Below are 18,620 nucleotides of genomic sequence, written 5' to 3' on the forward strand. Positions count from 1 at the left end.
GTAGTGCAGAATCAGGCAAGGCTAGCTAATGCTCCCAGTAATTTTAAGCATCCTCCCATATAAAAAAAGCCGTCTGAATAGTTCAGACGGCTTTGCTACTTACAGCCTTAGAAAATCTCGCGCCAAGAGATACGGCGGATTGAGGGGGTTTCTGGCAAGTAAACTTCGTGCAAGTTCACATTACCCTGGCTATCTTTTGTTAAGAGCAGCAATTTACCGTCGGTTGTTTTCAACAAGAGAGGAGAACCCACTGCATTCAGCTGTTTGCGGTATGAGGAGCCGTTAAAGTTGCCATCGAAGAAGCCTCTCAAGCCGGAGCCAGTTACCGCATTCAGCGGATAAGTATAACCAGAAGATTGAATTACGTTACAAGATAAAGCCGGGTTACTACCATCAATGAAAGTATTTACAATCAAATATTTACCTCTCTCCAGGTAGGGGTTGTAAATTACTTGCTCATATTCAACTTTGCCATTGATAGTTACTCGAGTTAAGTTTAAATACCAACCTGATTTGGTATTCCAATCAACGTTCATATTACTCAACTGATCTTTTTTACCACCCTCATGTATTACTTGTGCTTGCATTTGGCTATGATTTACTTGAGCCACAGTGGTTCCAGCAGCAGGATTAAAAGCCAAAGCCGTTTTGTCGCGGATACCATAGATACTTTGTTGGCCGGTGGCGTAAGTGGTTTTTGTACCCAAGTAACCCTCTTTGCGCATGCCTGTACCAAAGTTCAGAATAACGTCGCCAGATGCACCATTCCGTCCCATGCGGGTTACAATAATTTTGGTGGAAATTGGTTGAACAGCGGGGGCAGTAAAGAGCTTTTGCGGTTGCACAGTCCAACCATTACTATTTTGGGATAGAAGGTTAAAGCGCCACACATTGCCTTTTATGTCACCTGCATAAGCATAATCGTAGATGTTGTCCCCATCCAAATCCACAGGGGTAACATAAGCAATACCGTTGGGAGCATCAGGTGTGCCTGCTTCTCCCGTACTGATGAATTTGAAAGAAGGCTTACCAGTACTTTGGTTGATGGACATTACATAAATACCAGCCGGACCGTTGGAGGCGGTACAGTTACCGTTGGCAGCATCAGTGGTGGAACACCAGCCATTACCGAACACAGCGCCCCAGTTGCCATCATGGAAACGGCCGAAGACGGGTGTGCCGTAGGTGTTACCCAAATTGCTCCATTCTCCTCCGGAAGAGCGAGACCATTCGCCTATTACATTGGATGCATTGAAGGAATCGGGGTTGGTAACATCCAGAGCATAGATGGTATCGCCACCGGCTCCCAAGCCACCCATAACCCAAGTGTGCCATGAACCTCCGTAGAACACGTCTCCAGTGCCTACTGGGGCATCGTTATAGTAGTTGTGGGCATATTGTGGGCTGAAGAGATCCAAGCCTGCATTGGTTTTATTGTGAATCCGTGATAGTACAGCACCGGGGATGTAGGCAAACATTTCTTGACCGTCATTGTTTGCGGTCTGGAATTGCCCGGCTGCGTTATAGCTACCGCTGCGGAAGGCATGCAGGAAACCGTCATTCGAACCCGCATACACAATATTGGTGCGTGTGCGGTTCGAATTGGCAAAGGTGGTGTAAGGTTGACCATTGTTTTCCTGCATGGCTGCGCCTAGATAACGCGCATCGCGCCAACGGGGAGCAGATAGATAATTCTTGTTATTCGGATATCCTAACCATACCGGGCTGGAGTTGATGATGTCGCCTAACAGTTTTTTGCGGGGACGGAAGACGCCGTTGGGCTGACCGACTTCCCGGCTTGTATCGCCCTTCAGATAGGCTAATCTGGCTTCGCCCATGCCGGCAGGCTCGCCAGGGGATGACAAGGCAGCCTGTTGCGAAGGACTGATGTTTGACCACTCCAATGCGGCACCCGCTGCACCAGTCCAAGTAAAGAATTTACGCACGGGCTGTTTATTAACAATTCGGTTACCTTTTTTCTCGCATGGGCCGCCGGTTAGAACGCACGCAGCATCCCAGTTGGCATCAGGCTGCACCGCATAAGTTCCATTGGGTTTACGGAGAATGTTTTGTGCCGTTAAGTTGCCATACCAGTGCACTTTGTTGAAGAAAGATAGATAAACCTGTGAATCAGATGCTAATTTTGCATCAGGCAGATTTACGTCTGCAGAACCTTCAGATTGAGTGGCCGGGGTGGCTTTGAAGCACAAGACTTCGTGGTTGTTGTGAGCACCACCTGTTGCCCCCATAAACCCAAAGCGAAAGCTCTCTGGCAGAGGCCCATTTGCAGCTACAATATCAAAATCTGTCATTACCGGTTGGAAATCACCACCGTTATAACTAATCCATACACTAGCTTTGCCGTTCGGCGTGATACGGATTTTATATAACATTGGAACTGCTTGGTCACGCGAACGGGCAGATTCTGTGGCAAATCGCTGAGGTAAATTTTTATGGGCAAAGTACTGATAGTTATATAATTTTAATCTTGGATCTGTTGCTTTATCACTTAATACAAGAGATCCTCTACCCGCAGGCAGGTACGCAGAGTCAATGGTTAGTTGCCCGGTTTTGCATACATCAATAAATCTGCGATAAGATGGGGCGCTATAACCCCCAGCACCGAACCCATTTCTGGAAGCCCATAAGTTAGTCCAGTTGTTTTGTACGGATGCAGGTACAGTACCCCACCCAAACTTAGTATAAATCTCCTGCAACAAATGTTTACTGATATAGGTATGATTAATGGAGCCCGCACCGCGAATACCAATCGTATTTGGCAGACGTTGGCCCAAGCCTGGCGCACCGGTAGAGGTGTTGTCATTGCGGAAAACAAAGTTGCCCCATTCGTCAATACCGATACCCATGTATCCGCCATAAACACCACTAAAAATCGGGTTTACATTACTGCATGAATAACCAATTGAACCCCCTGACGCCCCTAACGTAGCTGGTTTACTACCATCGGCCAAGAAGAATGTCATACCGTCGGCACCACTACCGCCCCATGTGTAGGTAATAAAAGTAATTTCCACACCTTCTTGGGTGCCAAAAGTGAAATCTGAAACAATACCGCCAACTACTTGGTGTTGTGCAGGAGTTAGGCGCAAGACCCCTTTGCCCAGATTATCCCGAACCCCGGTACATCTAGGAGGAGAGCCAGCAACTGTAGCTGTAGGTTTGGATGATTGAGTTCCCGCAGTCAGACAAGCACTATTAATTACTGTTGATGAAGGAGAAGATGGAGCCCATGAGTTTGCAAATCCGTCCCCAGGCAGTGGCATCAACCATTTGTTGGTGGTTGTTCCGCCGGAAAAATTCTCTTCAATTACACCGTTAAAATGGGTGTTGCCGAGTATTTGTGGCGCATAAACCGCCATCAGGGCGGCTACCAATGCCTGATAAGTCGGGGTGATTCTTTTTCCGACGTTGGCTTGCTGTTTTCTCGTTGTGGTTTTCATTTTTAAAACTCCCGCGGATATATATATAGACACCGTGTAAGCCCTAGTCTTACTGGGCGAATTCGGTGCGTCCTGTAAACACGTTATATTTTGATTGATTGAATTTTTGTTAAATTTAGCCAATAACTGCCATACCGAGAACGGAATGCGCTACCTTGTATGGCAAGCAATTTCGATACCATGCTGCTTGCGGATAGAAGGATTAACAAATTTTTAAAAATAACTGGTACATAAGCAGTATGATAAAGCGTTCTTGGTCTTTTTGGCAAGTTGGCTTAAATTAGGAAACTTGTAAGGTATAGAAAATCAGGAGGATTGGGAGATTGCCTGATGGCTTGGGAAGTTTACGAACCCGCTTCACCCACCGGCTGAGGCTTGGCGGGGTTGTTGTTGCAATAGTTTGGTTAATAGGTAACTTTTCTGGTTATCTGCTGTTTTTGCCTTTCTTGGGCGTCAGGATTTTTTGTCCATTGCCGGAGAGCCTGAGTGTTGTGGTTGTTTATTGAGTCACTCTGACCTGTGGGTTTGCCCAATTTGCTGTTAGCAAACGGCGTATGGCGGATATTGCAAAGATTGCCTGCCGTTGTTTGTCAGAAAGGGCGGGGTGGAGAGGCGGTGAACAGGTTGCCTGAAACCATTCTTACCGGTTTTGGGCAGCCTTGATTCTTGATTGCCAGATAGTGCCGAGTTCAAACTGTGCCAATCGGGCGGCATCGACATTTGGGGCACCAGGGTTCATTTTTTCTCCCCAAAGGGGTTTCAGGTAGCCTCATTCAAGTGTGGAGGCTACCTGAAAAATGCGGTGGCAAGACGTTTATCGGTTGCTACTGTTGTAGCGTTGCAGGCTGCGCTGTACGGGGGTTTTGATGGAAGCGCAGTATTGTTCGTGGTCTTTGCCTGCAGTTTGGCTGTTGAGGAAGGCGCGAGCTTCGGCTTTGCTCACCAGACTTTCGCAGCTGCCTTGCTCAAACTGTTTCATAGCGGCGAAGAAGGCGTTTTTATAGCGTTCGTCTTGGGCGGCGGTGCTGTCGCAGGCAAAGGTGTGGATGGTGATTTGGAAACCATCTTTCAGGTAGCCCAGGCATTGCTGTTTGCTGGCTTGGACGGGCTCGGCTTGGGCAAGGGCGGGGAGGAGGGCGGCAGTAAGGAGGGCTAGGGTACGGAGTTTCATTGGAGGAGTTCCTTGTATGTGGCTAGGAAGAAGAGGCTACCTGAAAATTGCTTTTCAGTTTTTCAGGTAGCCTGTGAGTTATTTGACATTGCGGTAGCGGTGGGCAATGCCAGGCAGTTCGTCTTTGACGGCTGGGCAGAACAGGCGGCTGGTCTGACCGAGCCGCTTGAGTTCAAGATTGATGGCGGCTTGGGCTTCGTCTTCGCTGACGATGTCTAGGCAGCTGTCGTGCTCAAATTGGGTCTGGGTGTTTTTGAAGGCGGTTTGGTAGCGCTCCTCGGTGGCGGCATCGGGACGGCAGGCCTGGGTGAAGGCGGAGAGGTTGTTGCCATCGACAACGTAGCGCAGGCATTGGGCTTTTGCGGCAGCGTGTTCGGCAGCTTGGGCACTGTCTTGCGGGCTGTTGTCTTGTGGCTCGGGGTTAGGCTGCGGGCGCTCTTGGGTGTGGGCGGGTTGTTCGTTACCTTGCCGGCGGGTTGGCCGGCTGTGCCGGATTGGGGATTGGGTGGCGTTGTGTCCGGTATTGCGCTGCTGGCGGGCGTTGGTGCGGGTGTTGGCAGGTTTTGTTTCCTGTTGTTGGCGTGAGCGTGCACGGCCGTTAGCAGGCTTGTTGTTGTCGTGCTCCCTGCTTTGGCTGTTGCGACCACGGGCGGGTTTGGCATCCTGCTGCTGACGTGAATTGGCGCGGCCGTTGGCTGGTTTGTTGCTGTCTTGGGTTCTGTTTTGACTGTTGCGGCCGCGCTGGGGTTTGTTGTCTTGCGGTTTGGAAGATGAACTTCTGCCGGAGGAAGCGCGCCCTTGAGGCCTGCTCTGCGCGGGTTTGGATTGGGATGCACGGCCGGATGAGGGTTTGGCGGGGGCGGCGATGGCGAGTGCGGGAAGGACGGCGGCGAGGGTGGCGAGGGTTTTGAGTTTCATGGAGTTTGCTTTATGGCGTTGTGGGAAATGGGTTTGATGGGTTTCAGGTAGCCTGTCAGCTATTTGGCTGTCCCCTAATCTACCGGATTGGGGCGCGGGAAGGCATATATCCGGCTACGGCCGGGCAGGATGTCGAATCATAGCGCAAGGCAGATGAGAAGGCGATAGTTATGAGGGCTATGCCCGTTTGAATTTTCAGGTAGCCTTTAAATTATTCTTGCCGTTGCCACAACACAAATGCCTCGTGTTTCTCTCGCGGGCGGTTGGCGCTGGCGAGTTCGGCGGCATCGGGTACGGACTCGTGGCGCAGGGTGGCGGCGAAGCGGCAGTTTTCGCCTAAGGGGTAGCGGCCGTATTCCTGCCAGGCATGGCGCACCACGGCGTGTTGTGCGGAAACGCAGGCATCGGCCGGCAGCTCGGCTTCCAGCCGCTGCACCACGGGCCGGTAGCTTTTGGCCGCATCCAGCCAGGGCAGGAACAGGGTGAGGATGAGCGACCAGCACAGCGTGAGCCCGGCCGCCCAGTTGGTAGCCGCCTGCCTGCCGCGCACGTATTTGCGCGTAATCGCCAAGAGCCACACCGGTGTGAACAACACGGCCACGATAACCGGGAAGTAATCGATATCCCGTTGATAATACGGGCTGAAATAAGCCGCACGCTCGGCCAGCTTGGCCGGCCAGCCGAAGTTCATGGCGAAAAAGCCGAGCCACACAAACAGCGCCAGCGAGCCGAACGTCATAATGCCGAACCAGTTGAAAAACGCCGCCGCGCCGCGCCGAAGCTGGTCGGCCTGCGCCGCTGCCGCCAACACCAAAGGCGGCAACAACAGCATTAAATTGTCTTCCATGTGCTGCGGCGAGGAGGCCAGCACGAGGCCGAACACAGCCAGCCAAATCAGGCACAGGCTGTTCCAGCCGTGGCGCGGCAGGCGGCGCTGGCGGTAGAGCGTCCACAAGGCCAGCGGCCAGGCCGGGAAGGCAAACCACAGCAGGTTTTTCAGATAATAAGCGGCGGAAAAACCGAAATCCAAGCGGGCGAAGCCGCCGAACGGCGCGAGCGCGTGATACCGCCACCATTGCAGGAAGGCCTCGTGCGACAGACCATTGAGCACCAGCGGCCACACAAACAGCAAAGGCAGCGTCAGCCCTGCCGCCGCCAGAAGCGTGAGCCAGAAGCGCTTATTGTGCCAATGCGAATCCAGCAGCAACAGCGCCGTGGTGAGCATCACGCCCAACAGCGGCAACAGGCTACCTGAAAGCGACAATACCGTCCAACCCAAGAGCGTGAGTACAATCGCCTTCACCGTTTTCTGCCGCGCCATCGCCAGCGCGTAGAAACTCAGGCTTAAGCCGCACAGGGTAACGATTTGCCCGCCGATGAAGTGGCTCATCATCAGCAGACCCGGGCAGCCGATCAGCACCAGTACCGCCGTACGCCCGTTGCGCCGCCCCAAAAGCATCCGCCCCGCGCCGCCCATGGCCGCGAGCGACACCGCCGCGAGCAAGGCATTCACCATGCGCACCGCCTCATACGGCGGCAGATGACCGAACAGTTTCAAAAACAGCAGGGAAAGCCACATATACAGCGGCGGAACATCCCAAAACAGCGCCCCGCCATCCTGCGGCAGCCACCATTGCCCGCCCTCCACCGCCTGCCGGATGACCGCATACACCAAGGGCTCGTCTTGCCACAAATCGTGCGCGAACACGCCCGGCCACAGCCAGACAAAAGCCAGCAGCAGCAAAAGCCAGGGCCGCTCGTAAGTGGGCGGTGCGGGGCGTTGCTCGGGCGGAACGTAGGTTAGCATGGGATGTTTGGCAGGAAATTCAAATTGGGCGCTATTGTATAGCAAAGTGCGGGGCGGGGGTGGATAGGCGGGAGGCTACCTGAAAATGGAGCGGCTACGAAGTGAGGATATGGCAGGGCAGGATGGTGCTGTGCCGCCGGTTGGTGTGGCTGCGTTTACCGGCTTTCAGGTAGCCTGCCGGGTTCAGTTGGCGCGGCGCAGGTAGGTGGCGAAGCGGGGGGTGCCTTTGGCTGTGAAGCCGCGGTATTTGTAGGTGATGCGGCTGCCGATTGGCGGCGGGTTGCGGCGGTCGGCGTCTTTGAAACCGGAGCCGATGCGGAATTCGCCGGTTTCGTTGCGGCAGGACACGGCGCCGAGCAGGCCGGCGTTGCGGCCTTTGCCTTCGTGGTGGGCGGTAACGGTGCATTCCGCGTCGTGCGCGCTTTTGAGCTTGAGCAGGTTGTCGCTGCGGCCGCCTTGGTAGGGGATATTGGGGTTGCGCAGCATCACGCCTTCGCCGCCTTGGGCTTCGATTTGGCGCAGGAATTGTTGGGCATGGGCGGCATCGCGCACGGGGGTTTGCGGGATGACGGCGATTTTGGCCTGCGGATGGGCGGCGAGGTGGCGCTGCACGAGGGCGAGGCGCTGATACAGGTTGCCCGGGGCTTGCGGCGCATCGAAAACGTGCAGCCTGATGCCGCTCCAATCGCCGTTGGCGCTGCGGACGGCGGCGGAAATCTGCTCGAATGCGCCGCGCCGGCTGTAGAGCTCGCCGTCGAGCGGGTAGGGCGGGAAATCGCGGGTGAAACCGGCTGGCGGGGAGAAGGGGTGGCCTTGGCGGCTGATGAGTTTGCGACCGTCCCAATAGGCGCGTACGCCGTCAAGTTTTTCGCTCATCGCCCAGCCGGCAATGTTCTGGCCGTTGTATTCTTTGGCCAAGATAAGGTTGGGCGCGGCGTACAGGGCGGGGGCGAATAGAAGGGCGGCGAGGACGAGGAGTGATTTCATGGTATGTGGGCAATTTCAGGTATTGGTAGGTCAGGCAGTTAATCTCAGATACATTCTCGTTAGTGTAGCGAAAAAGAAAATTATGTAAAGGTAAAGTTGGCTTCAGGTAGCATGATGCAGAATAGGGATGATATACTAACACTTACATTTTTTGACAGGTGAGTTGCTTAATTTAAAGTTAAAGGGGGTTTATTCTATGGCCAGTTATATTGAGGCAAATTTAGGCAGAGGAGAGCAGATTATTTATAGAGCACAAGTATCATGGTTATCCCAAATTTGGTATTTTATAATCGGTATCATACTGCTCCCAGTTATGTTTGCTGGGGTTATATTCTTCATTTTTGCAGCAATTAATGTTATGTCTACAGAGTTAGCTCTAACCAACAAACGAGTTATTGCTAAGTTTGGGTTTATTCGTAGGCAGACTATTGAGTTAAATCTGAATAAAGTTGAGAGTATTGTTGTGAATCAAGGGGTCATTGGTAGAATGTTTAATTTCGGTTCTGTAGGAGTGCGTGGAACAGGTGGAGGACAGGCTCCTATCCCTTATATCGCGCGCCCGCAAGAATTCAGGCAGCAAGTTAACAATCTATTGGATGAAGAGCAAGCTAAACTTCTTGAATAACCGCTAACCATTTACAATTTTGTTAGGTTGTATTAATTATAGAAGTATTGAGTCGGAGTTGTTTACTTAAGTTTTTACAATTTTAGAGGCTACCTGAAAAGCGGTTCTGCGTTTTCAGGTAGCCTTTGCTATGCCGTGCTTTAAGACGAAGCGAAGGCTTCAAACGGCACGGCGAGCAGGGGCTCGGCGCCTTGGCGGATGCGTTCGGCGCAGGCGTGGGCTTGGGGCAGTACGTAGGCGAGGTAGGCGCGGGCGGTGTGCTGCTGGGCTTGGCAGAATGCGCTGCCGAAGCGTGCTTCTGCGTTGCGGGCGGCGAGGAAGTTTTGCGCCAGGGCGGCCGCGCCGAGAGTGAGGGCGATTTGCTCCAGATAGGCGGCGGCGTTGAGGGCGGTGGCAGCGGGGTTGGTTTCGTGCTGCTGCACGAGGAGGGCGGTGCTGCGTTCGGCCAATTCGAGGGCGTGCCGGAGCGGTTCGGCGGTGGCGGGCTCGATGGTGGCGAGCTCGTTGGCAGTCTGCTGGGCTTCGGCGAGCAGGGTGCGCACGAGGCTGCCTTTGTCGGACACGGTTTTGCGGGCGAGGTCGGCGGCCTGCACGCCGTTGGTGCCTTCGTAGATGGCGGTGATGCGCACGTCGCGCACGAGCTGGGCGATGCCGGTTTCTTCGATATAGCCTGCGCCGCCGAATACCTGCATGGCGAGGTTGGCGAGTACTGTGCCGTTGTCGCTGCACCAGGCTTTAACGATGGGGATGAGGTGGTCGAGCCGGCCTTTGGCGGCTTTTTTGGCGGCGGGTTCGGGGTGTTGGTGCGAGGCGTCGAGCGCGGCGGCGGCCTGGAGATACAGGGCGCGCTGGGCGGCGATGGTGGCTTTTTGCACCAGCAGCATGCGGGCAACGTCGGGGTGGTGGATGATGGTGAGCGGGGTGCCGTCGGGCGCGCTGCCTTGGATGCGCTCGTGGGCGTAGGCCAGTGCCTGCTGGTAGGCGGCTTCGGCCACGGCGTGCCCTTCGATGCCCACGCCCAGGCGGGCGTGGCTCATCATGGTGAACATATAAAGCAGGCCGCGCCCGGCTTTGCCGATAAGGTAGCCTTCGGCTTCGTCGAACTGCATCACGCAGGTGGGGCTGGCGTGGATGCCCATTTTGTGTTCGATGGCGGTGGCGGATACGCCGTTTCTCTCGCCGATGCTGCCGCCGGGCTTGATTTTGTATTTGGGCACGATAAACAGCGAAAGGCTTTTCACGCCGGAGGTGGTGCCGGGCAGGCGGGCGAGCACGAGGTGGATGATGTTTTCGGTCAGTTCGTGTTCGCCCCAGGTGATGAAGGTTTTCTGGCCGCTGATGCGGTAGCTGCCGTCTTCCTGCGGCACGGCTTTGGTGGCTACTTGGGAGAGGTCGGTGCCGACTTGCGGCTCGGTGAGGTTCATGGTGCCGCTCCAGAGGCCTTGGCTCATTTTGGGCAGGAAGGTTTGCTTCTGCTCTTCGGAGCCGTGGCGCATGATGGCTTCGATGGCGCCCACGGTGAGCATGGGCAGCAGCGAGAGGGCGAGGTTGCCGCAGTAGTACATTTCTTCGCACGCGGCGGAAATCACAGCAGGCAGGCCTTGGCCGCCATATTCCGCCGGGGCGCGCAGGCCGGGCCAGCCGGCTTCGCAGAAGGCTTGGTAGGCGGCGGCAAGGTCGGGATGGGTGATGACTTTGCCGTTTTCCAGGCGTGCGCCGTGCAAATCGCCGGTGCGGCCAGTGGGCAGGAATACTTCTTCGCTGAACTTGGCGGCTTCTTCGATGATGGCGGCGGCGGTGTCTTCGTCCAGGCCGCTTTCGGCATACCATTGGGCGATTTCGGCCAGGTTGCCGTGGGTTTGCAGGGCGAATAAGAGTTCGTTTACGGGGGCGCGGTAGGACATGGAAGGCTCCTTTGTAGTAGGGAAAAGATACGGGCTAGCATAGCAAATCCGCGCAGGCTTGGGTATGGCGGGCGCGGGTTTTGTGCGGCGGGGCTGATGGGCGGCAAAAGGCTGGTTGGAGTTGGAGGCTACCTGAAAACCTGTTTCTTCTCGCTGTGGGAGAGGCGGCAAGCCGCAGGTTTGCAGCGTTTGAACTCCGTTGAAGCGTGTGAACTCCGTTGAAGCGTGTGAACTCCGTTGAAGCGTGTGCTTTCAGGTAGCCTTCAAGCAGCGGGATAGATGTTTACAATATCTTGTTTTTTGTTACAATCCGATCATCGGCAATACCCTTATTCCCCTTTCCAAACAGGAGCGGCAAGATGAAGCAAACCATGATAAACACGGCAGCGGGCGTGTTGGCGGCAGTGCTATTGGGCGGCGCGGGCTTGGCTTGGGCACAGAATTTAGATCCACACACCAGAGCAGGTATGCAGACGGATGCAGATAATGCAGCCCGTGCAAGAAGAGGAGCAACACAACAGCCGATCAACCGCGGCCCCACCGCCGCTGAAATACGCGCCTGGGAGCAGCGCGAGGCAAAGGTGCAAGCCGAAATCGCGGAACTGCGCCGCACGCCGTTTTGGATGGCTTTGGCTTGGAATTTTGATAAAGATACCATCACATGGCCTGGAGGGTACCCTTCTAAAGAAAGAGCCATTGAACGCGCAAAACAAATATGTAATTCTTCCAGTTGTCATGTATTTGCCACTTTTAGCAATACTTGTGCGGTTGTGGTGAAAGCAACGGACAATCCGCGAGATACAAACGACTTGTTCGTTGGTATCAATCCTGACGACGAAATAGCGGCACAACAAGCCATGCAGGCCTGCCAGCGGGTACATGGTGTTACAAGAAGCAGGTGTTTCTACACAGGCGCGCATACCGGCAAGGGCGCAAACGGCACGGCTTTCTGCGTGGGCTACGACCACAGTCTTTACAATCAGCGCTAAACCCTGCCGTTTGAGGCTGACAAGGCTACCTGAAAACAGGAAAACCGTTTCAGGTAGCCTTTGCTTAGGGCTTGGGCACAAATTCTGCCTGTACGCCGATTGCCTGCAGTTCGGCGAGGTGGTTTTTCATGTGTTTCCAGATGCCGCTGCAATACACGAAGGGCGGGGATTTGCTGAGCGCGAGCGCTTGGGCGGTGTTGAGGCCGCGGTGTTTTTTCAGGCCGGCGGCGAGGCGGGTGCTTTGCCGGCCGGGATGGGAAACGATGATGTCGCCGAAAACGTAGTCCGGATCGTTGGGCGGGGTGGCGCAGCGGGCGATTTCGGCGGCAAGGCGCTCGTGTTCGGCAAAGGATTGTTGCACTTCGCGCCAGAAGGAGGCGGCGGTGTTGCAATAATCGGCGATGTATTGGGCGGCGGCTTCGGGGCTGCGGGCGGCGTGTTGCCGGATGTGTTGGATATGTTGCGCCAGCTCGGCCAGGCTGCCGGCGATGGCTTCGGGTTGCATTTGGTCGTGCCAGGCGAAGTAAACGGGAAAGCCTTTTGCGGCTTGGTTTAAGTCGATGATGAAGGGGTCGCCCATGGCGTTGAGGGCGAAGACGTATTGGCTGGCGGAGAGGGCGGTGTTTTCTTTGTAGTAGGGATCTTGGAAGGCGGCTAAATCGGCATTTTTAGGGAAATGCAGGGGGAAAATAGCCGTTGTTGTCGGGCTTGGCTTGGATGGTGGCGATAAAGCTGGCGAGGGCGGGCGGGAAGAGGAGCATGGCGGGTGAATGCGTGAGGAGGGGGAGGCGGGCTGTTTTTCAGGTAGCCTAATGGATGGAGGCTACCTGAAAAATGGCAGCTTTGCCGGCGTTTTGTGCGTACTCTTTGCGATATTCTCAGGTAGCCTTTGGTTTGCGCGGCCAGCTCAAACGCCGAGCAGCGGCACGATAATTGGGGCGAGGAAGGAGGTGAGGATGCCGTTGAAGATCAGGCCGAGGGTGGCGTAGGCGGCGAAGTGGCCGCTGATTTCCAGGCTGGCGGCAATGCCGATGGCGTGCGAGGCTGTGCCCTGCGCGATGGAGTGCGAGATGGGGTTGCGGATGTGGCTGTGGCGCAGAATCCAGAAACCGATAAACTGGCCGGTGAGGCCGGCCAGCAGCACGGCGGCCACGGAAACGGCGGGGATGCCGTCTAGCACGTGGGTAATTTCCAGCGCAATCGGCATGGTAACCGATTTGGCGGCCAGCGACTGGCTCACGTCGTGGCTAGCGCCCAGCCAGTGGGCAAACAGCACGCCGCTCATAATCCCCACCACGCTGCCCACCAGCTGCGAGGCGGCAATCGGCAGCCATTGGCTGCGGATGCGCGGCCATTGCTGATACATGGGGATGGCCAAGCACACGATGGCCGGCTGCAGCCAAAAGCCGACCATGCGGCCGGTTTGCATGAAATCGTCGTAGCGGATGCCGAAGAGTTTCAGGTAGCCTATTACCAAAAGCGTGCTCACCATCAGCGGGTTGGCCAGCGGGCTGCCGCTGCGCAGGCGCAAAAACAGGCTGAGGCGGTAGAGGCCGAGCATCATCAAAACCAGCACAATGGGGTTGGTGGCGATTTCCCTCATTTGTGTTTCCTCAGTATTTCATGCGTTTTCGCGCTGGAGAGCAGCACCAGCACGCTGCTGGCCACGGTGGCGATGGCAATTGACCAGAAATCGTGCGCCACGATGGAAAAATAATCCATCAATGCCACACAGGCGGGAATCATCAGCAGCATCATGTGCTGCATGAGGAATTCGGTCATCGGTTTGAACCAGGCCTCCTTCACCCAGCCGGCTTGGAGCAGGCCGAACAAAATCAGCAGCCCCACGATGCTGGCGGGCAGTTTGAGGTGGGTGAGGTGTAAAAGCACTTCGCCTGCGGCTAGGCAGGCGAAAACGATAATGAGTGCGCGTAACATGGTTACTGGCCTAAGCTAATGTTGGAAAGGGCGAATTATAGCACCGGACGGGCGCTCAGAAGGGATGAAGGCTACCTGAAACCTTTCAGGTAGCCTTCATCCCTATTTGAAAGGCTGTGTTTTAAGATACTGTTGATATAGTTACCCAATTCTGGTATAATCCCTATACACTCAGATGGTTATAGGGATTTTGTTTTATGAAAATCACTCACGATATTGATGTACTTAAGCAACTCTTTGAAAATCTTTCCGATACAGACAAGCAACAGTTTCTAAGTGAAATTGCAAGCAGCAAAGCTACGATTCAAAAGGTTATTCAACCAAGAGAAGTGAAAACCTGTCCACATTGCCAATCTACTCATTTTGTGAAAAATGGCAAAGCAAATAGCAATCAACGTTATTTATGTAAAGCGTGCCGTAAAACTTTTGTAGAACAAACTGGTACTATATTATTTAGTATGAAAAAAGATATTTCCGTATTGGAAAAGTATGTTCATTGTATGATCGAAAAATACCCACTCCGAAAATGTGCGGAAATTTGCGACATCAACTTGGCAACCGCTTTTGCTTGGCGACATAAAATCTTAGATGCTCTGCAAAAAATGATGGAACAAGTAGAATTAGATGGTGTCGTGCAAGCTGACGAAACATTTACTACGATTTCATATAAAGGAAATCACAAAAATTTTAATTTACCACGTCCGCCGCATAAGCGAGGAACAGCGGCGACTAAACGTGGTTTATCTAAAGAACAGGTTTGTGTTCCAGTGGGTGTCAATCTGAATGGTTTATCTATTGCTAAGATAGCCAATCTAGGTCGTCCAGATGTAGCCGATTTACAGAAAGTGTTAGGCGGTAAAGTCGCCCAAGATTCAGTGTTTGTGACCGATTCGCTCTGTTCTTACCAGAAACTCTCGTTTGACATGGGTTTAAATCATATTCGGATTCCGAGAAACAAATACAAAAACGGGATCTCTAATATTCAAACGGTAAACAATTACCACAAACGCCTAAAAGATTTAATCTTTGGTACTTTCAAGGGTGTGGCAACAAAATATCTGAATAACTACATTGTTTATCATAATTTTGTGAACTTTGCAAAAGATACTAAAGCAAACAAAGAAGTAGTGCTGTTCGACTTTATTCGCAATACATTCTGTCAAAGTAGAACGGTTGAAATTGCAAAACGTCCTGCATTGCCAATTTGGGAAATAAAATGAATAAACAGATTTCTATTCAAGATATGCAAAATACGTTATTTGAAGGAGATTGTTTGGAGATTATGAGAAAATTTCCTGATAATTCTGTGGATATGGTTTTATGCGACTTGCCTTATGGCACAACTCAGAATAAGTGGGATAGTGTAATAGATCTCAATTTATTATGGGAAGAATATAATAGAATTGTCAAGCCTAGTGGAGCTATTATTTTAACTTCACAAGGTATATTTACAGCAAAATTAATTCTATCTAATGAAAAGAATTTCAAGTATAAAATTGTTTGGGAAAAATCAAAGCCAACCAATTTTCTTAATGCTAAAAAACAACCCTTGCGAAAATATGAAGATATTTGTGTTTTTTATGAGAAGCAACCTACTTATAACCCGCAAATGAAACAAGGTGAACCATACAATAAAGGGGTTAGAAAAGATCAGCTAACAGGTAGTTATGGAGATTTCAAACCGCACTTGGTAAAAAGTGATGGAGGTAGATGCCTAACTGATGTAATTTATTTCAAAACAGCAGAAAGTGAAGGCAAAGTTTTGCATCCAACACAGAAACCTGTTGAGTTGGGACGTTACCTAATCAAAACGTACACAAATGAAAATGATCTTATTTTAGATAACACATTTGGAAGTGGAAGCTTTTTAGTTTCAGCCGCATTAGAAAATAGATATTTTTGTGGAATCGAAAAAAATCAAAATGCTACGTTATTTAAAGGTAAACTCATTGATTATATTGATTTGGCTTTAGATAGATTGAATAAAATCGGTGCAAGCGTAAGGGTTGTAAGATGAACACAGCAAAATTGAATTACAACGAACGAGCTTGGGGTATTGATGTAATTAGTCACATTAATTTATTTTGTTCTAAAAATAATCTTTTTGTAAAAAAGCTGGTGGAGAGAGAACTTTAAAAGATAATAGTAAGAAAAATCTTTTTCCTGATGTTTTGTTATATGGAAATGAGAGGGTTGGTGAGGTTATTCAAGGATGGGAATTAAAAATGCCTGATACACCAGTAACGGATAACGAATTAATAGAAAATGCAAAACTAAAAGCCAATAAACTTGGATTAAATTCATTTCTTTTATGGAATGCAAGAGAAGCCGTACTTTATGTTAGGGAGAATAACAGTTTTTCTATCAATAGAACTTGGACTGAATCAACAATTACTAATAGGGAAGACGTAGAAAGGAATCAAGACAAATGGATATGTCTTCTTGAAGATATAATTTGTTATATATCAAAAATAATTTCTAACTCACACTACAAAACTATTGGTTTATTAGAGTTAAGCTCAAATCTATATGTGGATAGTTTAAAGAGTTTTAAGCAATAACTGTTACATAATTTTGAATCCAATGCAATTGAAAACTCTGATTTTGATATAGAGATTACAGAGTGGATCAATGAAAATCCTATAAAAGATACAAATAAGTACTCTGTACTAGCTGACTTTTCTATCCTTTCTTGGGTAAACAGGCTTTTATTTTCTCACTACCTAAAAACATTCAACTCAAATGCTGAAATAATTAACGATCTAACTCCAAATTCATCGATTGATAATATTATAAGTACATTCGAAAAAATTACAGAGAAGTGTGATTTTTGAATGTGTTCCTTTCTAATGTAGGGGATAGATATATTGGGGATAAGTTTTTGTCTTACTTATTAGAGTTAAACGAACTATTAAAAGAGATTAGATTTGAGAGAATAGATAGTAATTATTTGTATAATGTTATTGATTCTGCTTTATTGCATTCACGAAAGAAAGTTGTTGGACAATTTTCCACTCCAATAAATTTAGCTTATTTTCTTGTTGGTGTAACAGTTAAAAATCGTACAGCGAATATAATTGATCCTTGTTGTGGAAGTGGCACTATTCCAAAGGCAATCTACCAAATTAAAAGAGAATGCAAAATCCAACCTTGTGAGGCTTTAAATCAAGTATGGGCTAGTGATAAGTTTTCATACCCATTACAACTTTGTTCTATTGCATTATTCAGATCCACAAGCATTAGGTAATCTTGTTCAAGTATTTCAAATGGATGTTTTTGAATTACAAACAAATTCTGAAATTTCCTTTGTAGATCCGTTTGTTGAGAAAATTGTAATAAAAGAACTACCAGTTATGCACGCTGTTGTTTCTAATCTACCATTTGTGAGATTTGAAACAGCAGAAATTCCTAATAGTATGAAATTAAACAACATAGAACTGAGTAAAAAATCAGATTTATATGTCTATATCATTTTTCATCTTTCTAATTTAATTGAAGAAAACGGAAGAATTGGGGTTGTTATATCTAATTCTTGGTTAGCAAACGAATGGGGAGAGAAATTTAAGAAAAATTTATTAAAGCATTTTAAAGTATTAAAAGTAATCTGCTCATCAAAAGGAAAATGGTTTGGAAATGCGGATGTAGTAGCTACCTTACTAATTTTGGAGAAAACTACTCAATATACTGAATATGGAATAGATTTTATAACCACAAATACCTTAATTAAGGATTGGAATAAGCCTGTTTTAAAAGAAATGATTACAGCAACACTAAGCTCCAAAATACAATCCATACATTTGTCAAAGGCAACCCATACAGTTAGAAATATAGACAAACTTCAGAAATTAGGGATTTCTTGGAATGCATTATTTAGTAATCTTGAATGAATTGATTTAGTTTCAGAAAAATTAAAGAATGTTAGCAATTACATTAATGTGGCTCGTGGCGAACGCCGTGGGTGGGATAAGATGTTCTATCCTGAAAGTAAACATCAAATTGAATCTAGTTATATTAAGCCAGTTGTGATGAGTTCAAAAGATTTGCCTGATAATTTAATCTGGCAAGCAAAAAAAGAAGCATTTTGCTGTTCAGAACCTATTGAATCATTAAAAGCAAAAAAACATTATGGTGCATTAGAATGGATTTCTAAATTTGAAAATGGTACAAATGAGAAAGGAAAACCACTCATTGAGGTTTTAAAACGGAACAATCATTTTTGGTACGAAATGAAACCAAATACTTTAGCTGATATGGTTATATCAATGAATCCCGATAAGAAAATATGTGTCTATCGACTTAAAGAACGTTCTTTTGTTAATCAACGATTAATTAGTCTAGCTGTAAAAGATACAGAAAAATTAGATCTACTACATGCTTTATTAAATAGTGGGCTTTCATTATTTTATATTGAAAGCATTGGATTTGGTAGAGGTTCGGGTGCATTGGATTTAAATTCGACAACAATAGCAAAAAAATTAATGATACTGGATCCTAATTTACTATCTAAAGAGCAGGTTTCAGAAATAGTAGCTAAATTCCAATCTATTTTAAATAGCAATGTATTAGACCTTCCTAATGAATTACAGCAAGAAGACCGCATTGAATTTGATAGGGCTGTACTAAATGCTTTTAATATCGAACTAGACCCTAAAACTATCTATGATAGTTTATTAAAAATCTACAATATCATAAAATCAGTAAAAGATAATTGAAAATTAAGATGTTATTTGTTTAAAGATATTACTTAATTGTGTTTTGTTTTAAATTAATCAAATATTAGATACAACCTAATCTTTACAGATCAACAGTATCTTAAAACA

Annotated in this window: 17 protein-coding genes; 8 read left to right on the top strand and 9 right to left on the bottom strand. The window is 49.2% G+C overall.

All coding sequences use genetic code 11. From position 1 onward, the window contains the following. Positions 1-107: 107 nt before the first annotated feature. From A7P97_RS02035 to A7P97_RS02060, 5 genes are all read right to left on the bottom strand, one after another. Entirely contained in the window at positions 108-3,461 is a 3,354-nt protein-coding gene (locus A7P97_RS02035; RefSeq protein WP_082887567.1) for a pilus assembly protein, read from the bottom strand. An 814-nt stretch (positions 3,462-4,275) separates the two neighbouring features. Continuing rightward, a complete protein-coding gene (locus tag A7P97_RS02045; protein ID WP_067442764.1) occupies positions 4,276-4,632 on the bottom strand; it encodes a hypothetical protein in 357 nt (118 codons plus the stop codon). Positions 4,633-4,710: 78 nt separating this feature from the next. Beyond that, the gene (locus A7P97_RS02050) at positions 4,711-5,550 is read right to left on the bottom strand and encodes a hypothetical protein (protein WP_067530180.1); all 840 of its coding nucleotides are present in this window, start codon (positions 5,548-5,550) and stop codon (positions 4,711-4,713) included. Between the two features lie 211 nt (positions 5,551-5,761). Continuing rightward, positions 5,762-7,357: a glycosyltransferase family 39 protein gene (locus A7P97_RS02055; protein ID WP_067530920.1), complete on the bottom strand. Its 1,596-nt coding sequence runs from the start codon at positions 7,355-7,357 to the stop codon at positions 5,762-5,764. Positions 7,358-7,540: 183 nt separating this feature from the next. After that, positions 7,541-8,344, bottom strand: coding sequence for a DNA ligase (locus A7P97_RS02060; protein ID WP_067530181.1), 804 nt, complete (start codon positions 8,342-8,344; stop codon positions 7,541-7,543). Between the two features lie 196 nt (positions 8,345-8,540). Here A7P97_RS02060 and A7P97_RS02065 point away from each other — a divergent pair, with 196 nt between their 5' ends. Next, positions 8,541-8,969 carry a PH domain-containing protein gene (locus A7P97_RS02065; protein WP_067530182.1) on the top strand — a complete coding sequence of 143 codons (429 nt, stop codon included), beginning with the start codon at positions 8,541-8,543 and terminating at the stop codon, positions 8,967-8,969. A 140-nt stretch (positions 8,970-9,109) separates the two neighbouring features. Here the strand turns inward: A7P97_RS02065 and A7P97_RS02070 are convergent, their stop codons facing one another. Then, on the bottom strand, positions 9,110-10,873 hold the full coding sequence (locus tag A7P97_RS02070) for an acyl-CoA dehydrogenase (protein WP_067530183.1): 1,764 nt from the start codon (positions 10,871-10,873) through the stop codon (positions 9,110-9,112). A 359-nt stretch (positions 10,874-11,232) separates the two neighbouring features. Here A7P97_RS02070 and A7P97_RS02075 point away from each other — a divergent pair, with 359 nt between their 5' ends. Continuing rightward, positions 11,233-11,862 carry a DUF4189 domain-containing protein gene (locus tag A7P97_RS02075; protein WP_067530184.1) on the top strand — a complete coding sequence of 210 codons (630 nt, stop codon included), beginning with the start codon at positions 11,233-11,235 and terminating at the stop codon, positions 11,860-11,862. 64 nt (positions 11,863-11,926) lie between these two features. On the opposite strand, the gene A7P97_RS02080 is transcribed toward A7P97_RS02075, so the two are convergent. The 3 genes from A7P97_RS02080 to A7P97_RS02090 all read right to left on the bottom strand — a co-directional run bounded on the left by A7P97_RS02080 (position 11,927) and on the right by A7P97_RS02090 (position 13,800). Further along, positions 11,927-12,442, bottom strand: coding sequence for a hypothetical protein (locus tag A7P97_RS02080; RefSeq protein ID WP_067530185.1), 516 nt, complete (start codon positions 12,440-12,442; stop codon positions 11,927-11,929). A 327-nt stretch (positions 12,443-12,769) separates the two neighbouring features. Then, positions 12,770-13,465, bottom strand: a complete 696-nt coding sequence (locus A7P97_RS02085; protein WP_067530186.1) for an LrgB family protein — start codon at positions 13,463-13,465, stop codon at positions 12,770-12,772. Next, the gene (locus A7P97_RS02090; protein ID WP_067530187.1) at positions 13,462-13,800 is read right to left on the bottom strand and encodes a CidA/LrgA family protein; all 339 of its coding nucleotides are present in this window, start codon (positions 13,798-13,800) and stop codon (positions 13,462-13,464) included. The genes A7P97_RS02085 and A7P97_RS02090 overlap by 4 nt, the downstream gene beginning before the upstream one ends. A gap of 197 nt (positions 13,801-13,997) precedes the next feature. Between A7P97_RS02090 and A7P97_RS02095 the strand changes: the two genes are divergently transcribed. The 6 genes from A7P97_RS02095 to A7P97_RS09965 all read left to right on the top strand — a co-directional run bounded on the left by A7P97_RS02095 (position 13,998) and on the right by A7P97_RS09965 (position 18,512). Next, the gene (locus A7P97_RS02095) at positions 13,998-15,020 is read left to right on the top strand and encodes an IS1595-like element ISEisp1 family transposase (protein ID WP_067530188.1); all 1,023 of its coding nucleotides are present in this window, start codon (positions 13,998-14,000) and stop codon (positions 15,018-15,020) included. Then, positions 15,017-15,817 carry a site-specific DNA-methyltransferase gene (locus A7P97_RS02100; protein WP_067596298.1) on the top strand — a complete coding sequence of 267 codons (801 nt, stop codon included), beginning with the start codon at positions 15,017-15,019 and terminating at the stop codon, positions 15,815-15,817. The genes A7P97_RS02095 and A7P97_RS02100 overlap by 4 nt, the downstream gene beginning before the upstream one ends. 208 nt (positions 15,818-16,025) lie before the next feature. Further along, on the top strand, positions 16,026-16,361 hold the full coding sequence (locus tag A7P97_RS09955; protein ID WP_125080443.1) for a hypothetical protein: 336 nt from the start codon (positions 16,026-16,028) through the stop codon (positions 16,359-16,361). A 320-nt stretch (positions 16,362-16,681) separates the two neighbouring features. Next, positions 16,682-17,047, top strand: a complete 366-nt coding sequence (locus A7P97_RS09960; protein ID WP_185737532.1) for an N-6 DNA methylase — start codon at positions 16,682-16,684, stop codon at positions 17,045-17,047. Positions 17,048-17,066: 19 nt separating this feature from the next. Beyond that, complete coding sequence (locus A7P97_RS02105; RefSeq protein WP_067530190.1) at positions 17,067-17,687, top strand: N-6 DNA methylase; 621 nt, start codon at positions 17,067-17,069, stop codon at positions 17,685-17,687. A 48-nt stretch (positions 17,688-17,735) separates the two neighbouring features. Then, positions 17,736-18,512: a hypothetical protein gene (locus A7P97_RS09965; RefSeq protein WP_125080441.1), complete on the top strand. Its 777-nt coding sequence runs from the start codon at positions 17,736-17,738 to the stop codon at positions 18,510-18,512. Positions 18,513-18,620: the final 108 nt, after the last annotated feature.

The sequence above is a fragment of the Eikenella sp. NML070372 genome (genome assembly GCF_001648415.1).
GTDB lineage: Bacteria > Pseudomonadota > Gammaproteobacteria > Burkholderiales > Neisseriaceae > Eikenella > Eikenella exigua.